The sequence below is a fragment of the Arthrobacter sp. Soil_C_49 genome (assembly GCF_057656635.1).
In genome coordinates, this window is sequence record NZ_JBDGJZ010000001.1 from 403337 (window position 1) to 419457 (window position 16121).

General features: G+C 66.6%; 16 protein-coding genes. 13 read left to right on the top strand and 3 right to left on the bottom strand.

All coding sequences use genetic code 11. The annotated features are described in order from the left end of the window. The first annotated feature begins 8 nt into the window (after nt 1-8). The 8 genes from AC3A4Z_RS01855 to AC3A4Z_RS01890 all read left to right on the top strand — a co-directional run bounded on the left by AC3A4Z_RS01855 (nt 9) and on the right by AC3A4Z_RS01890 (nt 6823). Nucleotides 9-1952: a DUF4118 domain-containing protein gene (locus AC3A4Z_RS01855; protein WP_498709672.1), complete on the top strand. Its 1944-nt coding sequence runs from the start codon at nt 9-11 to the stop codon at nt 1950-1952. 68 nt (nt 1953-2020) lie between these two features. Then, nucleotides 2021-2686 (top strand): response regulator, encoded by a 666-nt coding sequence (locus AC3A4Z_RS01860; protein WP_493969298.1) that lies wholly within the window; start codon nt 2021-2023, stop codon nt 2684-2686. 99 nt (nt 2687-2785) lie between these two features. Beyond that, nucleotides 2786-3214 (top strand): VOC family protein, encoded by a 429-nt coding sequence (locus AC3A4Z_RS01865; RefSeq protein ID WP_493969153.1) that lies wholly within the window; start codon nt 2786-2788, stop codon nt 3212-3214. 69 nt (nt 3215-3283) lie between these two features. Then, nucleotides 3284-3970, top strand: a complete 687-nt coding sequence (locus AC3A4Z_RS01870) for a hypothetical protein (RefSeq protein WP_498709673.1) — start codon at nt 3284-3286, stop codon at nt 3968-3970. A 15-nt stretch (nt 3971-3985) separates the two neighbouring features. Continuing rightward, entirely contained in the window at nt 3986-4492 is a 507-nt protein-coding gene (locus tag AC3A4Z_RS01875) for an HAD domain-containing protein (protein WP_498709674.1), read from the top strand. A 151-nt stretch (nt 4493-4643) separates the two neighbouring features. After that, entirely contained in the window at nt 4644-5969 is a 1326-nt protein-coding gene (locus AC3A4Z_RS01880) for an inorganic phosphate transporter (protein WP_498709676.1), read from the top strand. Beyond that, nucleotides 5966-6187 (top strand): hypothetical protein, encoded by a 222-nt coding sequence (locus AC3A4Z_RS01885; protein WP_493969149.1) that lies wholly within the window; start codon nt 5966-5968, stop codon nt 6185-6187. The genes AC3A4Z_RS01880 and AC3A4Z_RS01885 overlap by 4 nt, the downstream gene beginning before the upstream one ends. A gap of 81 nt (nt 6188-6268) precedes the next feature. Continuing rightward, nucleotides 6269-6823 carry a dihydrofolate reductase family protein gene (locus AC3A4Z_RS01890; protein ID WP_498709678.1) on the top strand — a complete coding sequence of 185 codons (555 nt, stop codon included), beginning with the start codon at nt 6269-6271 and terminating at the stop codon, nt 6821-6823. Nucleotides 6824-6858: 35 nt separating this feature from the next. On the opposite strand, the gene AC3A4Z_RS01895 is transcribed toward AC3A4Z_RS01890, so the two are convergent. After that, a complete protein-coding gene (locus AC3A4Z_RS01895; RefSeq protein ID WP_498709680.1) occupies nt 6859-7335 on the bottom strand; it encodes a hotdog fold thioesterase in 477 nt (158 codons plus the stop codon). Nucleotides 7336-7354: 19 nt separating this feature from the next. Here AC3A4Z_RS01895 and polA point away from each other — a divergent pair, with 19 nt between their 5' ends. From polA to rpsA, 4 genes are all read left to right on the top strand, one after another. After that, nucleotides 7355-10198, top strand: coding sequence for a DNA polymerase I (gene polA, locus AC3A4Z_RS01900; protein ID WP_498709682.1), 2844 nt, complete (start codon nt 7355-7357; stop codon nt 10196-10198). A 32-nt stretch (nt 10199-10230) separates the two neighbouring features. Beyond that, nucleotides 10231-10398, top strand: coding sequence for a hypothetical protein (locus AC3A4Z_RS01905; RefSeq protein WP_498709685.1), 168 nt, complete (start codon nt 10231-10233; stop codon nt 10396-10398). Nucleotides 10399-10467: 69 nt separating this feature from the next. Further along, nucleotides 10468-11757 carry a GNAT family N-acetyltransferase gene (locus AC3A4Z_RS01910; RefSeq protein ID WP_498710055.1) on the top strand — a complete coding sequence of 430 codons (1290 nt, stop codon included), beginning with the start codon at nt 10468-10470 and terminating at the stop codon, nt 11755-11757. 215 nt (nt 11758-11972) lie between these two features. Next, nucleotides 11973-13448: a 30S ribosomal protein S1 gene (rpsA, locus tag AC3A4Z_RS01915; RefSeq protein ID WP_307610124.1), complete on the top strand. Its 1476-nt coding sequence runs from the start codon at nt 11973-11975 to the stop codon at nt 13446-13448. Nucleotides 13449-13555: 107 nt separating this feature from the next. Here the strand turns inward: rpsA and AC3A4Z_RS01920 are convergent, their stop codons facing one another. Then, a complete protein-coding gene (locus tag AC3A4Z_RS01920) occupies nt 13556-14059 on the bottom strand; it encodes a GNAT family N-acetyltransferase (RefSeq protein ID WP_498709687.1) in 504 nt (167 codons plus the stop codon). Then, the gene (locus AC3A4Z_RS01925; protein WP_498709689.1) at nt 14043-14732 is read right to left on the bottom strand and encodes an IMPACT family protein; all 690 of its coding nucleotides are present in this window, start codon (nt 14730-14732) and stop codon (nt 14043-14045) included. The genes AC3A4Z_RS01920 and AC3A4Z_RS01925 overlap by 17 nt, the downstream gene beginning before the upstream one ends. 87 nt (nt 14733-14819) lie before the next feature. Here AC3A4Z_RS01925 and coaE point away from each other — a divergent pair, with 87 nt between their 5' ends. Then, a complete protein-coding gene (gene coaE / locus AC3A4Z_RS01930) occupies nt 14820-16040 on the top strand; it encodes a dephospho-CoA kinase (protein ID WP_498709691.1) in 1221 nt (406 codons plus the stop codon). Nucleotides 16041-16121: the final 81 nt, after the last annotated feature.

The window sequence follows — 16121 nt, forward strand, 5'->3', positions numbered from 1 at the left end:
TGTGGCTCATGGCTATGGAACGGATCGTCGTAGGCCTTCAGGGCGACGACGACGGGGAACTCCTGGTGCGCCGCGCCGCGAGGCTCCTCCACCGGGGCGACGGCGGCGAGCTGCTCGCCGTCCACGTCCGCACCCCGGCCGGGACACGGGCCGAGTCTCCCCAGGCGCTCGAAGCCCAGCGCAGGCTGGTTGCGGACCTGGGCGGAAGCTACCACACCGTCTCGGCGCCCGAAGCTGCCGGCGCGCTGGTGGAGTTCGCCCGCTCGGCAGAAGCGTCCCACATCATTGTGGGGCAGTCCCGCCGCCACCGGATGACAGCACCGTTCAGCCTGGGCGTGGACACCAAGGTGGTGCGGGACGCGGCCGACATTGACGTCCAGGTAGTGCCCCTGGCCCGGAACTCCGGCAGCCGCGGAAGGCGGACGGAACTGGGCGGCGTGCGGACCGGGTTCGGGTTTGCCCTCGCAGCAGTCCTTCCGCCGTTGTTGCAGCTGCTCCTGGCCATGTTCGAGCACAGTGTTGCCACCGCGGTACTGATCCAGCTCACGGGCGCGGTCGCCGTAGCCCTGGTGGGCGGATTATGGCCGGCCGTTGCCGGTGCGTTGTGGAGCAGCCTGCTGGTGAACTACTTTTCCACTCCGCCCCTGGGCGACCTCGCCATCCATGACCCCCAGGACCTCTTGTCGCTGGCGGTTTTTGTCGGCGTCTCGGTTGCGGTGGCGGGCGTGGTGGACGGATCTGCGCGGCGGTCCAAGGAGGCATCCCGGGCACAGGCTGAAGCTGCCACCCTCGGTGACCTTGCCCTGGGCGCATCCCGGTCCGAGGACACCCTCCATGGCCTGCTCGCGGAAGCCCTCGACGCCTTCGGTGCCGCCGGCGCCGCCGTCGTTACCAACCTTCCCGCAGCCGGGCACAGGGATCCGGAGGGTCAGGGACCGGAGCGCAAGCCGCTCCTGCTGGCCGGAGCCGGTGATATTTCCGGCTGGCAGGACGGAACGCAGGACCTGCGCGGCGTTCCGGGCAACACTACGGTCCAGGTGGACCCGGTGACGTGGCTGGTCCTGTTCGGCCGGGAGGTTCCACCGTCAGGGCGGCGGCTGCTCGGCGCCTTCGCGGTGCACGTGAAGGCCCAGCTGGAGCGCCGGCAGCTGGAGGCCAGCCGGCACGAGATCCTGCGGCTTGCCGAAGGAAACACCATGCGCACCGCTATCCTGCAGGCGGTGTCCCATGACCTGCGCACGCCCCTGGCCGGGATCAAGCTGGCGGCCGGCGGGCTCCTGCAAGCCGGTGTCGCCTACACGCAGGCCGAGCAGCGGGAGCTGCTGGAGACCATCGATGCGTGTACGGACCGGCTCGATGCGCTGGTGGGGAACCTGCTGGACATGTCCCGGATTACTGCCCGGTCGGTGGAGCCGCTGCTGGGACCGGTCCGGTGGAGCGAGGCCATTGATGCCGCACTGCGCGGGCTTCCGGAGGGGGCCGTGGCAGTAGCGCTGCCGGCCAACCTGCCGCCAGTGGAGGCGGACCGTGGGCTGTTGGAACGGGTCATTGCGAACATCCTCGAGAACGCGATAAAACACGCGCCGGGTTCGGGAGTGGCGGTAACCACGACGGCGGACGGGCTCGGTGGCGTGACCCCTGAAGGACACCCCTGTGGCGAACTGCGCATCGTGGACCACGGCCCCGGAGTCCCCGAGCGGAACGTGCTGGACATGTTTCGGCCATTCCAGCGGGCGGATGACCTTCCCCACGCCAGCGGCTTGGGCCTGGGGCTGGCCGTCGCCCAGGGATTCGTGCAGGCGATGCGGGGGACCCTTACAGCGGAAGGGACTCCCGGGGGAGGCCTGACGATGATCATCCGGCTGCCGCTCTCCACCGGCAGCCCGGGTGAAGCCGGCAGCATGGGCCCGGCGGTGGACACCATTCCAGGGACGGGCACGGTGTTGACGTGACCGGACCGCAGACGGCAGGACGGCGGGAGCCGGCCGCAGAAGAGGCGCCGCCGCGCCCGGGCGCGAAAATCCTCGTGGTTGATGATGACCCCCACCTGCTGAAGGCGCTGCGCATCACGCTCGCGGCGCACGGCTATGACGTGGCCGTGGCCCAGGACGGCGCAGCCGCCCTGCTCGCCGCCGGCCGCAACGTGCCGGACGTGGTGGTCCTGGACCTCGGGCTGCCGGACATGGACGGCGCGGACGTCCTTGGCAATCTCCGCCGGTGGAGCTCTGTCCCCGTACTGGTCCTGTCGGCGCGCCACGGCTCATCGGACAAAGTGGGAGCACTGGACGCGGGCGCAGACGACTACATCACCAAGCCTTTCGGGCTGGACGAGCTCCTGGCCCGGCTGCGGGCGCTGCTGCGGCGGATCCCCGGTCCGGAATCGGCGCCGGTGGTGGCATCCTCCGGCTTTACCGTGGACCTCGTGCACCGGCAGGTGCTGCGCGACGGAAACGCCGTGCGGCTCACGCCCACCGAATGGAACATCCTTGAAATCCTGGTGCGGAATCCAAAAAGCCTCATCACGCAGCAGCAGCTGCTGGCGCATGCCTGGGGGCCCGCGTACCAGAAGGAAGCCAATTATCTGCGGGTGTACATGGCGCAGCTCCGCAGGAAGCTTGAAGCTGACCCCGGCAACCCCCGCCACCTGCTGACCGAACCGGGCATCGGGTACCGCTTCGTACCGTGAAGACGGGCACGATGATGACCCCTACCCAGGGGGCTGCCCTTTGGGGCAGGATGTTGTCTGGTTCCATTCCTTTCAGTTCAAACTCAAGGAGATCCAGGCATGCCCACTACCCTCAACCCCTACCTCAGCTTCCGTGACAACGCCCGCGAGGCCATGAACTTCTACCAGTCGGTTTTCGGCGGCGAGCTGACGCTCAGCACTTTTGGGGAATTCCAGGCCAGTGAGGACCCGGCTGAAGCCGAAAAGATCATGCATGGCATGCTGACCACCACGCAGGGCCTGGTGCTGATGGGCGCGGACACCCCCAACAGCATGCCGTTCAGCGAGGGTTCGTCCATCTCCATTTCCCTCAGCGGCGAGGATGAAGCGGAACTGCGCGGCTACTGGGACAAACTCAGCGGCGGCGGCAGCGTGACGGTGCCCATGGAACAGGCTCCCTGGGGCGACATCTTCGGGATGTGCACCGACCAGTATGGAGTGGCGTGGCTCGTCAACGTCAACAATCCGCAGGGAGCCGGAGCCGCCTAGCCTGGCTGCCGGGGACGGCCCGGCCAGGCTTCCTTGAGGAGGGACGCCACGCAGTGCGACGATGTACGCGTGGAGTCCCTCTTCGATTTCCTCTCAGACAAATGGTGGCTTGTTTTCCCGATGAGCGCCCTGGCTGGCCACTGGGCAAACACGTGGCGCAAGGCGGGGGACCGGCGGCACCAGCGGAAAATGGAGTTGTATAAGCTCCGAAATCAGGCGCAGGCGGCGGAAAAGGCCTCGACCGCTGACGTGAAGTCCCTGATGGCCGCCCACGACACCACTAACAAGCGCTGGCTGGAGTACGAGCTCGATGTGGGCAAGCTGATCGATTTTCCCCTTATGACTGATGTGCGAGAGCCCCTCACCGTGGCATTCCTGCGTGCAAAGCGCGAAGCCGACGGGCTGCGGCCCGAATCGGCTGCGGACATGACTGCTCCTTACCGCGTTGAGGCCTACCGGAAAGCAGTGGACGGCTTCGCCGTGGCACTGGATGTGGCGGAGCGCGAGGCCAGGCGCCTTCGGGACAGCAAGTTCACCGGCCCGGAACGCGAGCGGCTGGCCACCGCGCGGCAGCTGCTGAAGATCGCGGAGAACCATGCGGCGACGCCGGCGGAACGGCAGGCTGCATACAAGCGGGCACGCCGTGAACTGGACGGCCTGATCGTTCTGCCGGACGTCACCGTGGCAGCGCTGGAGGACAGGATCGCGCCCATGCTCGGCCAGGGCGTGCGCCCCTCGGATTCCCCGCACGGCTGATATCCGGAACATCCCGTGCCCCTCCGCACGCTCTACCTCGACGTCGACGGCGTCGTCTGTCCCTTTGGCCCGGCCGGGCACAACGGCTGGGGGACCCCGTGGCGGCGTGCAGATGCCGGCTTGCTGCCCGTCGCCTTCGCGCCGGAACTGGTGGCTGGACTCAACAGCCTCGCAGCGGCGGAACTGCGTTGCGTCTGGCTTACCAGCTGGGAGGAGCTGGCGCCGCAGTACCTCTGCCCGGCGATCGGACTGGACGGCGCGCGGTGGCCGTACCTGAGGTCCGAAGGAGCCGGAAGCGGCCCCGGCTGGTGGAAGCTCGACGCCATCCAGGACGATGTGGAACGGACCGCGCCCGACGCCGTCGTGTGGGTGGACGACCAGCTCGCGTACGAAGCCGATGCCCAGGCGTGGGCCAGGATCATGGGCCGCCGGGTGCTGACAGTTTCACCGGATCCCCGGCAGGGAATCTCACCGTCGGAGCTGGCAGCAGTCAGTTCCTTCCTCGGACAGCCGGTGTTTTGACCTCCTGCCCGGGGCGCGTACGATCGATAAGGTTTCACGCCGGCTGATTAGCGCCGCAAGTCATTCCAAGCGAACAGCTGGTGAATTATGCTTTGCAAGGCAGCCGGGGGGAAGAAACTGCTGAACGTCGACTCTGCAGATTGGGCAACAGGTGGATATCACCTTAATGGTGGCGCTGGTCATCGCACTGGCACTATTTTTCGACTTCACGAACGGTTTCCATGACACTGCGAATGCCATGGCCACGCCCATCGCAACCGGTGCCATCAAGCCGAAGACCGCCGTGACGCTCGCAGCGATCCTGAACCTCGTGGGCGCCTTCCTGTCCACTGAAGTGGCGAAAACGGTCTCTGGCGGCATCATCCGTGAAGGCTCCGACGGCGTACAGATCACGCCGGACATCATCTTTGCCGGCCTCATGGGGGCCATCCTGTGGAACATGATCACCTGGCTGAAGGGCCTGCCGTCAAGTTCCTCGCATGCACTGTTCGGCGGCCTGATCGGCGCGGCCATAGCAGGCATCGGGTTCAACTCCATCAACCTTGAGACCCTGCTGCAGAAGGTCATCCTGCCGGCGATCTTCGCGCCGCTGATCGCGGGAGTCGTTGCCTACGTCTGTACCCGCCTGGCCTACGCGCTGACCTCGCGCCACGATCCCGAAACCGGGACCAAGCTGACGCAGAAGCGCGGCGGCTTCCGGACCGGCCAGATCTTCACTTCCAGCCTGGTGGCCCTGGCGCACGGCACCAACGACGCGCAGAAGACCATGGGCATCATCACCCTGGTGCTGATTGCCGCCGGCACGCAGACGCCAGGCTCCGGTCCCCAGTTCTGGGTCATCGCAGCCTGCGCCCTTGCCATTGCCATCGGCACGTACGCCGGCGGCTGGCGCATCATCCGGACCATGGGGTCAGGCCTTACCGAGGTAAAGCCCGCGCAGGGCTTTGCCGCGGAAACCAGCACCGCCTCCGCCATCCTGGCGTCCTCCCACCTCGGCTTCGCCCTCTCCACCACGCAGGTTGCGTCCGGCTCGGTCATCGGTTCGGGCATGGGCCGCCGCGGAACCACGGTGCGGTGGAGCATGGTAGGCAAGATAGCCCTCGGCTGGCTCTTCACCCTTCCGGCCGCCGGGATCGTGGGCGCACTGACCGCGCTGCTGGTCAAGACCGGGGTGGTGGGCGTGCTGATCGCGGCTATCGCCGGTACCGCTGCCGTCCTGTTTATGTTCTTCTACTCACGCAAATCCGCCGTGGGCCACCACAACGCCGTCGAGGTCGAGGAAGCCGGCCAGGCCGTCCGCTTCGCCAAGAAGAAGGCGATGGCCCGTGCCCGCGCGGAAGCCAAGGCAAAAGCCAAGGCCGCCTCCGAGGCAAAGGCGAAAGCCAACCCCGAAGCCACACCGGAAACCCCGGCCAAGACGGAAAGCCCGGCCGAAGCGGAAGCCGACGCCATCACAACGAAGGATGCCCAGCGATGAAGTGGTTGGAACTGCTGACCGTGGCCGGTGCCACCCTGGCAGCGGCGGTAACCGTGGTGGTGCTTTACTCGCTTGGCGTCCGGCTTACCGCCATTGCCGGCGACGCGCAGCAGACGTCACCGGGTCTTAAAAAGGCCCTCGCCTACGCCTGCTTTGGTCTCTGCGGGCTGGCCGTGCTCTTCGGCCTTTACCTGATCATTCCGTACTTCTCCGCCTGACCAAGGGAAACCCGGTACCAGCCGGGAAGGGGCCTGCGGATGCCCATTGGCCAGACTCGGGCCAGTGGCTAGTCTGGAGCAATGTCACGGATCCAGTACTTTGTCGCCGCGTCCCTCGACGGTTTTATCGCCACCCCCACCGATGACCTTGCCTGGCTCCTGCAGTTCGACGGTTTCGACGGCGGCATGGAAAGCTACGAGGCGTTTATGGCGGACGTTGGCTGCATCGTGATGGGCGGTGCCACCTACGCCTGGCTCATGGAGCACGAGGCGGACAAGTGGCCCTATCCCGGGACGCCTTGTTATGTCTTCACCCGGCACGAGCAGACTGCGCCTCCGGGGGCGGATATCACGTTCGTGCGCGGGAACGTGAGCGAATTCATCGCGGACTTTCAAGCCGATGCCGCAGGCAGGAACGTCTGGGTTGTGGGCGGCGGCGACCTCGCCGCCCAGTTCGCCGACGCCGGTCTGCTGGATGAACTCATCCTCTCCGTCATCCCGGTGGTCCTGGGCAACGGCAAGCGCCTGTTGCCACTGGCGGGCCCGACGCCGCCACTTGAGTTGACTGCCTCACGCGCCATGGGGAGGGGCATCGTCGAGCTGCGGTACGTGCTGAACGGCAGCGCCGCCGGGTAACCGCTGGCTGAGCCAGACGAAACCCGGCCCGCCCCTTAGACCTGGGCAGGAGCGGCGTTGTCCCGGAGCATGTTGGTGATGCGGGCGGTGGAGAGCCGGCGGCCCTGCTCATCCGTCATCACGATTTCGTGGGTTGCCAGTGTCCGGCCCAGGTGGATGGCCGTGCAGGTTCCGGTCACCGTGCCTGCCGAGATGGACCGGTGATGGGTGGCGCTGACCTCGATGCCCACTGCGTGGCGGCCCGGGCCTGCGTGCATTCCGGCAGCGAACGAACCCAGCGTCTCCGCGAGCACCACATGGGCGCCGCCGTGGAGGATTCCGGCCACCTGGGTGTTGCCCTCCACAGGCATTGTTGCCACCGTCCGCTCCGGGCTCATCTCCAGGAAATGAATGCCCATTTTCACCACCAGCGCGCCAATCCCGAATTGGCCAAGCCAGCGGTGGAGGTGCTCCGGGACTCCGGCGGCAGTGAGCTCCCCGGCGTAGGGGCCGGGCGTGAAATTGTCCATCATGGCAACTAGGCTGGCACCTGTGAGTGAAACAACCAAACCGGCCCCTTTCCCGTCCAGCGTCCTCCCGGACCACAACGCCCCGCAGGGCTCAACCGCCCTCCAGGACATCGCAGATCAGGACAAGGGCCCGGCAGAGGCCGGCGGATCGGTATCAGCAACTGCCGCCCCTGTGGTTCCCATCACCGGCCAGCCGCGGCTGCTGGTGCTTGATGGGCATTCCATGGCGTTCCGCGCCTTTTTTGCCCTTCCCGCGGACAAGTTCTCCACCGCCAACGGGCAGCACACCAACGCCATCCACGGGTTCACGTCCATGCTGATCAACCTGATCAAGGAACAGCAGCCCACGCACATTGCCGTTGCCTTCGACGTCTCGGATGAGACCACCCACCGCAAGGCCGACTACAGCGACTACAAGGGCGGCCGCAACGAAACGCCCCGGGAGATGAACAACCAGATTGACCTCATCGGCCAGGTCATGGAGGCCTGGGGCATCAAAACCATCAAGATGCCCGGCTACGAGGCGGACGACATCCTGGCGACCCTGGCGGCCATGGGCGACAAGGCAGGCTTCGAAGTCCTGCTGGTCACCGGCGACCGGGACGCGTTCCAGCTGATCACTGACAACGTGTTTGTGCTCTACCCGAAAAAGGGCGTCAGCGACATCCCCAGGATGGACGCCGCCGCCATCGAGGCAAAGTACTTCGTCAGCCCGGCCCGGTACTCGGACCTCGCAGCGCTGGTGGGGGAGACAGCAGACAATCTTCCGGGCGTGCCCGGCGTGGGCCCCAAGACGGCTGCCAAGTGGATCAACCTCTACGGCGGCCTTGAAGGCGTACTGGAGAACCTGGATTCCATCGGCGGCAAGGTGGGCGATGCACTGCGCGAGAACGTGGAAGCGGTCAAGCGGAACCGCCGCCTGAACAGGTTGCACACCGATCTGGAACTTCCCGTCACCCTGGATGACCTGTACGAGCCGCGCCCCGACCAGGCAGCACTTGAGGACCTGTTCGACCAGCTCGAATTCAAAGCCATCCGCGGGCGGCTCTTCGCGCTCTATGGCGACGACGACACGCCCGCCCCCGAGCGCGCCAGCATTGAAACGCCTGACTTCATCACGCCGTCGGGCGCTGCGGAACTGGAAGCCTTCCTGGCGGCGGGCGCCGGCCAGCGGTCCGCCCTCGCCGTGGACCTGGTTCCCGGCAGGATCGGCGAGGACGCCGCCGGACTGGCCATCGTCCGTGAGGGCGCCGCGGCCTACATTGACCTCGCCGGCCAGGACGCCGACGCCGAAAACGTCCTGGCGGCCTGGCTGCGCGACCCCGAAGCGCCGAAAGTGATGCACGGCTTCAAGGCCGCATTGAAAGCCCTGACCTCCCGGGGACTCGAGCTCGACGGGGTGGTGGACGACACCTCCATCTCCGGCTACCTCATCGAGCCGGACCGGCGCACCTACGAGCTCGCCGAACTCGCCCAGCACCACCTCAACGTCGGCATCCCGGCCGCCACCGCCAAGGCCGGCCAGCTGGAACTGTCCTTCGACGGCGACGACGAAGCCGCCGCGGGCGCGCTGGTGCAGGCCGCCGCCGTCGTCCTTGAACTGAGCCGCTACTTTGAAGCGGAACTGAAGGAGCGCCGCGCCGAGGAACTGCTCTCCACCCTGGAACTCCCGGTCAGCCGTGTCCTGGCCGACATGGAGCTGGCGGGCATCGGGATCGACATGGCCCGGATGGACGAGCAGATCGCAGACCTGGCCAGGGTCATCGACAACGCCCAGGAGCAGGCGTTCGCAGCGATCGGACACGAGGTGAACCTCGGCTCGCCCAAGCAGCTGCAGACCGTGCTGTTCGAGGAACTCCAGCTGCCCAAGACCAAAAAGATCAAGTCCGGCTACACCACCGATGCCGCCTCCCTGAAGAATCTGCTGGAGAAAACCGGGCACGAGTTCCTGGTCCAGCTCATGGCCCACCGCGAGGCGGCCAAGCTGCGGCAGATGCTGGAGTCGTTGAAGAAGTCCGTTGCCGAGGACGGCCGGATCCACACCACCTACGCCCAGAACGTGGCGGCCACGGGGCGGATCTCATCGAACAACCCCAACCTGCAGAACATCCCCATCCGCAGCGAGGAGGGCCGCCGCGTCCGCGGGATCTTTGTGGTCAGCGACGGCTACGAGTGCCTGCTTTCCGCGGACTACTCCCAGATCGAAATGCGCATCATGGCGCACCTCTCCGGGGATGCCGGCCTGATCCAGGCGTACAAGGACGGCGAGGACCTGCACCGGTTCGTGGGCTCGAACATCTTCCACGTGCCCACCGGGGAAGTCACCAGCGCCATGCGCTCCAAGGTGAAGGCCATGTCCTACGGCCTGGCCTACGGGCTGACCTCGTTCGGGCTGTCCAAGCAGCTGGAGATTTCCGTGGACGAGGCCCGCACGCTGATGAAGGACTATTTCGACCGGTTCGGCGCGGTCCGCGACTACCTGCGGGGCGTGGTGGACCAGGCCCGCGTGGACGGCTACACGGCGACCATCGAGGGACGCCGCCGGTACCTGCCCGACCTGACCAGCACGGACCGGCAGCTCCGGGAAAACGCCGAACGGATCGCACTGAACAGCCCCATCCAGGGCTCGGCCGCGGACATCATCAAGCGGGCCATGCTCGGTGTGCACGGGGAGCTCCAGTCGCAAGGCCTGAAGTCACGGATGCTGCTGCAGGTCCACGACGAACTGGTCCTGGAGGTGGCCGCAGGGGAGCGGGAAGCGGTGGAGAAGCTGGTCACCGACCAGATGGCCGCCGCCGCGGACCTCAGCGTTCCGCTGGAAGTCCAGATCGGTGTTGGTCCCAGCTGGTACGACGCCGGACACTAGGAAATCCTGGCAGCCGGGAGGAGCGGGGCGGGATGGACAAGTACTACGTCCGTCAACAGTTCAAGGAACTGTACGCGCCCCGCACCTGCGGTTTCGACGTGATCACCGTCCCGCACCACGGGATCTATCTCAATGACGCCCGCAGGACGCCCCCGGAAAAGCTCAGGACCATCCTCCGCCAACCCGTGAGGCGGCGCTGACACCCGGTGACCTGTGTCGATGCTGGCGGAGCGGGGGAGTCTTTGGTTAGGCTCGGTCGGGTGGCTGAACTGAGCGGTAACTATGAGATCCGGCGTTTCCCTGCGGTATCCGAAGGCAAGGACGGCTATGCGGAGGCGGCCACCTGGTCCCGGGCCGTGTCCTTCGGTTTCCACGAGTCCACCCGGACGCCCGAGCATGTGGCAAAGGCCCTGGCCACCTACGAAGCCGACGGCCGCGTGCTGACCGGTGCGTACCAGACCGGAGAGGTGGCACCGTCGTCGCTGCCGGCCGAGGTTCCGGTGGCCACCTTTGCCACCTTTCGGAAGAGTCTCAACATCGGCTTCGGCAGGATCCTGGAAAGCCAGCTTGTCACGTCCGTGACGGTCCGTACCCCGCACCGGCGGCGCGGCCTCCTGCGCCGCCTGATGAGCGAGGACCTGCGGCTCGCCCGGGAGGACGGCATCGCGGTGGCGGCCCTGACCGCGTCGGAAGGATCGATTTACGGCCGGTTCGGATATGGCGTGGCCAGCTTCGAGCGCAAGGTCACGGTGGACACCACGGCGCGGTTCAGCCTGCGGCACCAGCCCGTGGGCAGCGTGGAGATCGCGGACCCGAAGGTGCTGCTGCAGGTAGCCCCGGAGGTCTTCGACCGCGTGCACAGGCTCACCCCGGGGTCCATCGGACGGCAGGACTGGTACCGGCAGTTGGCGTCGGGGTCCCTCGGCAGGGACGGCAAGGAGGACCCTGCCATCAAGGTGGCCCTCCACTACTCAGAAGATGGAACGGTGGATGGCTACGTCTCCTACAAATTCCTGGGGTGGGACACCGAGCCCTACACCGTGGAAGTGGTTGACCTGGTGGCGGCCGGAAACAGCGCATACCTGGAACTGTGGCAGTTCCTCGCCGCCATTGACCTCGTGGAGCGCGTCTCCTGGGCTGAGGCGCCGCTGGATGATCCGCTGGCCTGGGCGCTGACCGATCCCCGCTGCATCGCTTCCTCGGACAGCCGGGACATGCTGTGGCTCCGCATCCTCGACGCCGGCAAGGCCCTGGAAGCCAGGCACTATCCGGCGGACGGCCGGCTGGTCCTTGAAGTCAGCGACCCCCTCGGCCTCACGGCAGGAACCTTCGTCCTCAACGTCGCGGGCGGCCAGGCCGCCGTCGAACGCCTCCCCGAAGGCAACCTGGCGGACCTGTCCCTGGACATCTCCGCCCTGTCCTCCATCTATCTGGGCGCAGTCTGTCCGGTCACGCTGACGGCGGCAGGCCGGATCGGGGAGAGCACGCCGGGCTCAGCCCTGAAGGCCCGGCAGATGTTCGCCGTTGAGCGGTCCACGCACTGCCTCACCCACTTCTGACCCCGCCCCCTGGAAGCAGAAGCGGCCGCTTTGACCCGTGTAACGGGCAGCGACTAGAATAAACGGGCGTGTGTTACGTGTGCATCGCTATGGTTCGCATTTGAACGCCACGCAATCAGGATGACCCGGCAATCCGCCGCGCTCCGCCTCCAGGTCAGTACCCGGAAGTGGTGGTCACCTGACCGACTAACTATCCACAACGGAGCCCCTACTACATGACCATCACCTCCACCGAGAAGCCCGGTACCCCCGTAGTCGCCATTAACGACATCGGTACCGCTGAGGACTTCCTCGCAGCAGTCGACGCGACCATCAAGTACTTCAACGACGGAGATCTCGTCGAAGGTACCGTCGTCAAGGTCGACCGCGACGAAGTTCTGCTCGACATCGGTTACAAGACCGAAGGTGTCATCCCCTCCCGCGAGCTTTCCATCAAGCACGACGTTGATCCCGGAGACGTTGTCTCCGTTGGCGATCAGGTCGAAGCCCTGGTGCTCACCAAGGAAGATAAAGAAGGCCGCCTGATCCTCTCCAAGAAGCGCGCTCAGTACGAGCGTGCCTGGGGCGACATCGAGAAGGTCAAGGAAGAAGACGGTGTTGTCACCGGTACCGTCATCGAGGTCGTCAAGGGTGGTCTTATCCTCGACATCGGCCTGCGCGGCTTCCTGCCCGCATCCCTCGTCGAGATGCGCCGTGTGCGCGACTTGGCTCCGTACATCGGCCAGCAGATCGAAGCCAAGATCATCGAGCTGGACAAGAACCGCAACAACGTGGTCCTGTCCCGCCGTGCATGGCTCGAGCAGACCCAGTCCGAGGTCCGCTCCACGTTCCTCAACAAGCTGGAAAAGGGCCAGGTCCGTCCCGGCGTCGTTTCCTCCATCGTCAACTTCGGTGCCTTCGTGGACCTGGGCGGCGTAGACGGCCTGGTTCACGTTTCCGAGCTGTCCTGGAAGCACATCGACCACCCGTCCGAGGTTGTCGAAGTTGGCCAGGAAGTCACCGTCGAGGTTCTCGAGGTGGACCTGGACCGCGAGCGTGTTTCCCTGTCGCTCAAGGCTACGCAGGAAGACCCGTGGCAGACCTTCGCCCGCACCCACGCCCTAGGCCAGGTTGTTCCGGGTAAGGTCACCAAGCTCGTTCCGTTCGGTGCGTTCGTCCGCGTCGAAGACGGCATCGAAGGCCTGGTCCACATCTCCGAGCTGGCTGTCCGCCACGTGGAGCTGGCAGAGCAGGTTGTCTCCGTTGGCGACGAACTGTTCGTCAAGGTCATCGACATCGACCTCGAGCGCCGCCGCATCTCGCTGTCCCTCAAGCAGGCCAACGAGGGCGTCGACGCCGACAGCACCGAATTCGATCCGGCTCTGTACGGCATGGCCGCAGAGTACGACGAAGAGGGCAACTACAAGTACCCCGAGGGCTTCGATCCCGAGTCCAACGAGTGGCTTGAGGGCTACGAGAACCAGCGCGCCGCCTGGGAGCAGCAGTACGCTGACGCCCAGACCCGCTGGGAAGCACACAAGAAGCAGGTTGCCCAGCACGCTGCCGACGACGCTGCAGCTGCAACGTCCGGTGACAGCGATTCCGGCACCACCAGCTACTCCTCCGAGCCTGCTGCCGCCGATACCGGTGCCGGCACCCTGGCTTCGGACGAGGCACTCGCTGCTCTCCGCGAGAAGCTGACCGGCAACTAATTGCCACCGGCCCTTTCCGGGCTGACACAACGGACCCCCTGCCTTCGGGCGGGGGGTCCGTTGTCTTAACCAGCATCTTCGCCGGCATATGGAACCCACACCTTCCCCTAGAGGACGACGACGGCCCGTACCGTTCCGTCGTCGTCCGGAGTCAGTGTTGCCCCCGCCGCAGCCAGGATGCGCTGGGCCCCGATGTTTCCGGCCAGGGTGCGGGCTGCCACTTCGGTGAGTCCGGCCTGGCGCGCCTCGGCCAGGACAAGGCGGAGGGCAGCGCTCCCGATGCCGCGGGAGCGGAAGCTCCTGCCGAGCCAGATCCCGGTTTCCGCGGTTTTCCGGCCGTTCCCGGGATCGACCCGTTTAAGCCGGATGGAGCCCGCGGGGCTGCCCCCGGCGAAGATGGCCCAGGTCTTCTCGCTGGCTTCCCCGTCCAGGCCCGCTGAGGCGGCCCGGTGGTAGCTGATGAACCATGCCGTCCGTTCCAGGTTCCAGCCCGGCCCGCCCAGCGGGGGAGCCACCTCGTCCGGGGAGGCATCGCGTTTGGCCAGTTCCAGGAGTTGCTCCAGGACCGTTTCATCCACGTCCACCAGGGACACATCAGGGGAGCGGGACATCCACCCATTCCGTTCCCTTGGGGGTCAGTATGGCGGTGCCTGCAGTCAGGAGCTGCAGGCGTTCCGCGGCGCCGGCGATGGCCCCAGTGTCATCCGGTACAGCCACGCGCAGGACGGTGTGGCGGGCAGTGTAGCTCGTTTCGGCCATGACGAACCCGGCGGCGCGGAGGTCGTTCTCCAGCCGGCCGGCAGCAGTGTGTGGCACTTCAGCTGCGCAGATGCGTAACCGGCTACGGCGCACCATGGGCACCAGCGCCAGCGCTGAGGACACGGACTCCGAGTACGCGCGGACCAGGCCGCCCGCCCCCAGCAGGACCCCGCCAAAGTAGCGCACGACGACGGCGCTGACATCGCTGAGGTCGGCCGCCCCGGGTGCCGTTTCCCTTTTGGCCAGCGCCTCAAGCATGGGAATCCCCGCTGTTCCCGACGGTTCGCCGTCGTCACTGGAGCGTTGGATGTCCCGGTCCGGGCCGATGATGAAGGCTGAGCAGTGGTGCCGGGCATCGTGGAACTCGCGGCGCAGGCCTGCCACCAGGTCCCGGGCTGCTTCTTCCGTGCCGGCCCGGCGCAGGACAGTGATGAACCGGGATCGCTTGATCTCGATTTCGTGGCGGAAATCCCGGCCGGGAGCCAGCGTGGTGTAGCTGGCAGCCCGGCTCTCGTTCTCTTCCACCCGCCCAAGTCTAGTTGGACCCACGCCGCGAGGTTCCTGGCGCGGACGGAGCGAGGGCAGGGGAGCGGCGGGGATTAGGGTGGTGGAGTGCTGAAAATCGGGTTGACGGGCGGAATCGCATCAGGGAAGTCAGTCGCTGCGGCGCGGCTCAAGGAACGCGGCGCAGTGCTGGTGGATGCTGATGCACTGGCCCGGGATGTGGTGGAGCCGGGCACCGAAGGCCTTGAGCGGATCGTCGCCGAGTTCGGCGGCGGGATACTTGACCAGGATGGCCGCCTGGACCGGCCGAAACTGGGCGCCCTGGTGTTCGGAAATCCGGAACGCCTCGAGGTCCTGAACGGGATCGTCCATCCGCTGGTCCGGTCACGCGCTGCGGCCATCGTCGCGGCAGCGCATGACGACGCAGTGGTGGTGCAGGATATTCCGCTCCTCGTGGAGACCGGGCAGGGCAGCGACTTCCACCTCGTGGTGGTGGTGGATGCGCCGGAGGACATCAGGCTGCAGCGGATGCTGGACCACCGGGGGATGACGGAGGAGGCTGCCCGTTCACGGATGGCGGCCCAGGCGAGCCGCGAGGACCGGCTGGCCGCTGCCGACGTCGTCCTGCATAACTCCGGCAGCCTGCAGGACCTGGTGGACCAGGTGGACCGGCTCTGGGACCAGAGGCTAGTGTCCTTCGCCGGCAACCTGGCGGCAGGAGCGCGCGCCGAACGCCACGGAGGCCCCGTCCTGGTCCCCGCCGATCCGCTGTGGGCCCAGCAGGCCCAGCGGCTGATGAGCCGGATTGCCAGGGCCCTGCCCGCGGGGCAGCGGGACGCGGCGCGGCTGGACCATATCGGTTCCACGTCGGTTCCCGGCCTCGAGGCCAAGGACGTCATAGACCTGCAGCTGACCGTACCCGATATTCATGCCGCCGATGCCCTGGCTCCCGCGCTGGCCGCCGCCGGGTTCCCCGTGGTTCCCGGCATCACCGCTGACACCCCCAAACCCACCCATCCAAGCCGCGGAGAATGGCAAAAACGCTTCCACGTCAACGCCGACCCCGGGCGGGACGTGAACCTCCACATCCGGGCCGAAGGCTCCGCCGGCTGGCGTTTCGCCCTTTGCTTCCGGGACTGGCTCCGCGCCGACCCGGCAGCCGCCGCGGAATATCTGGCGGTGAAGCGACGGCTGGCGGCCGCCCACTCCGGTGACCGGTCCACGGCAGGTTACGCGGAGGCGAAGGAAGACTGGTTCACCGCCGCTGAAGAAGACCTGGAACGCTGGGCTGAAGCCTCCGGCTGGCAGCCGCCGTCGTCCGGCTCCTGACCTGCGGGGCACCGTCCCGGCCCGCCGCCGTCGAATCCTTGCCCCGGAACTGCCTTGCTTGTTCGCCCGTAACGGACTGGC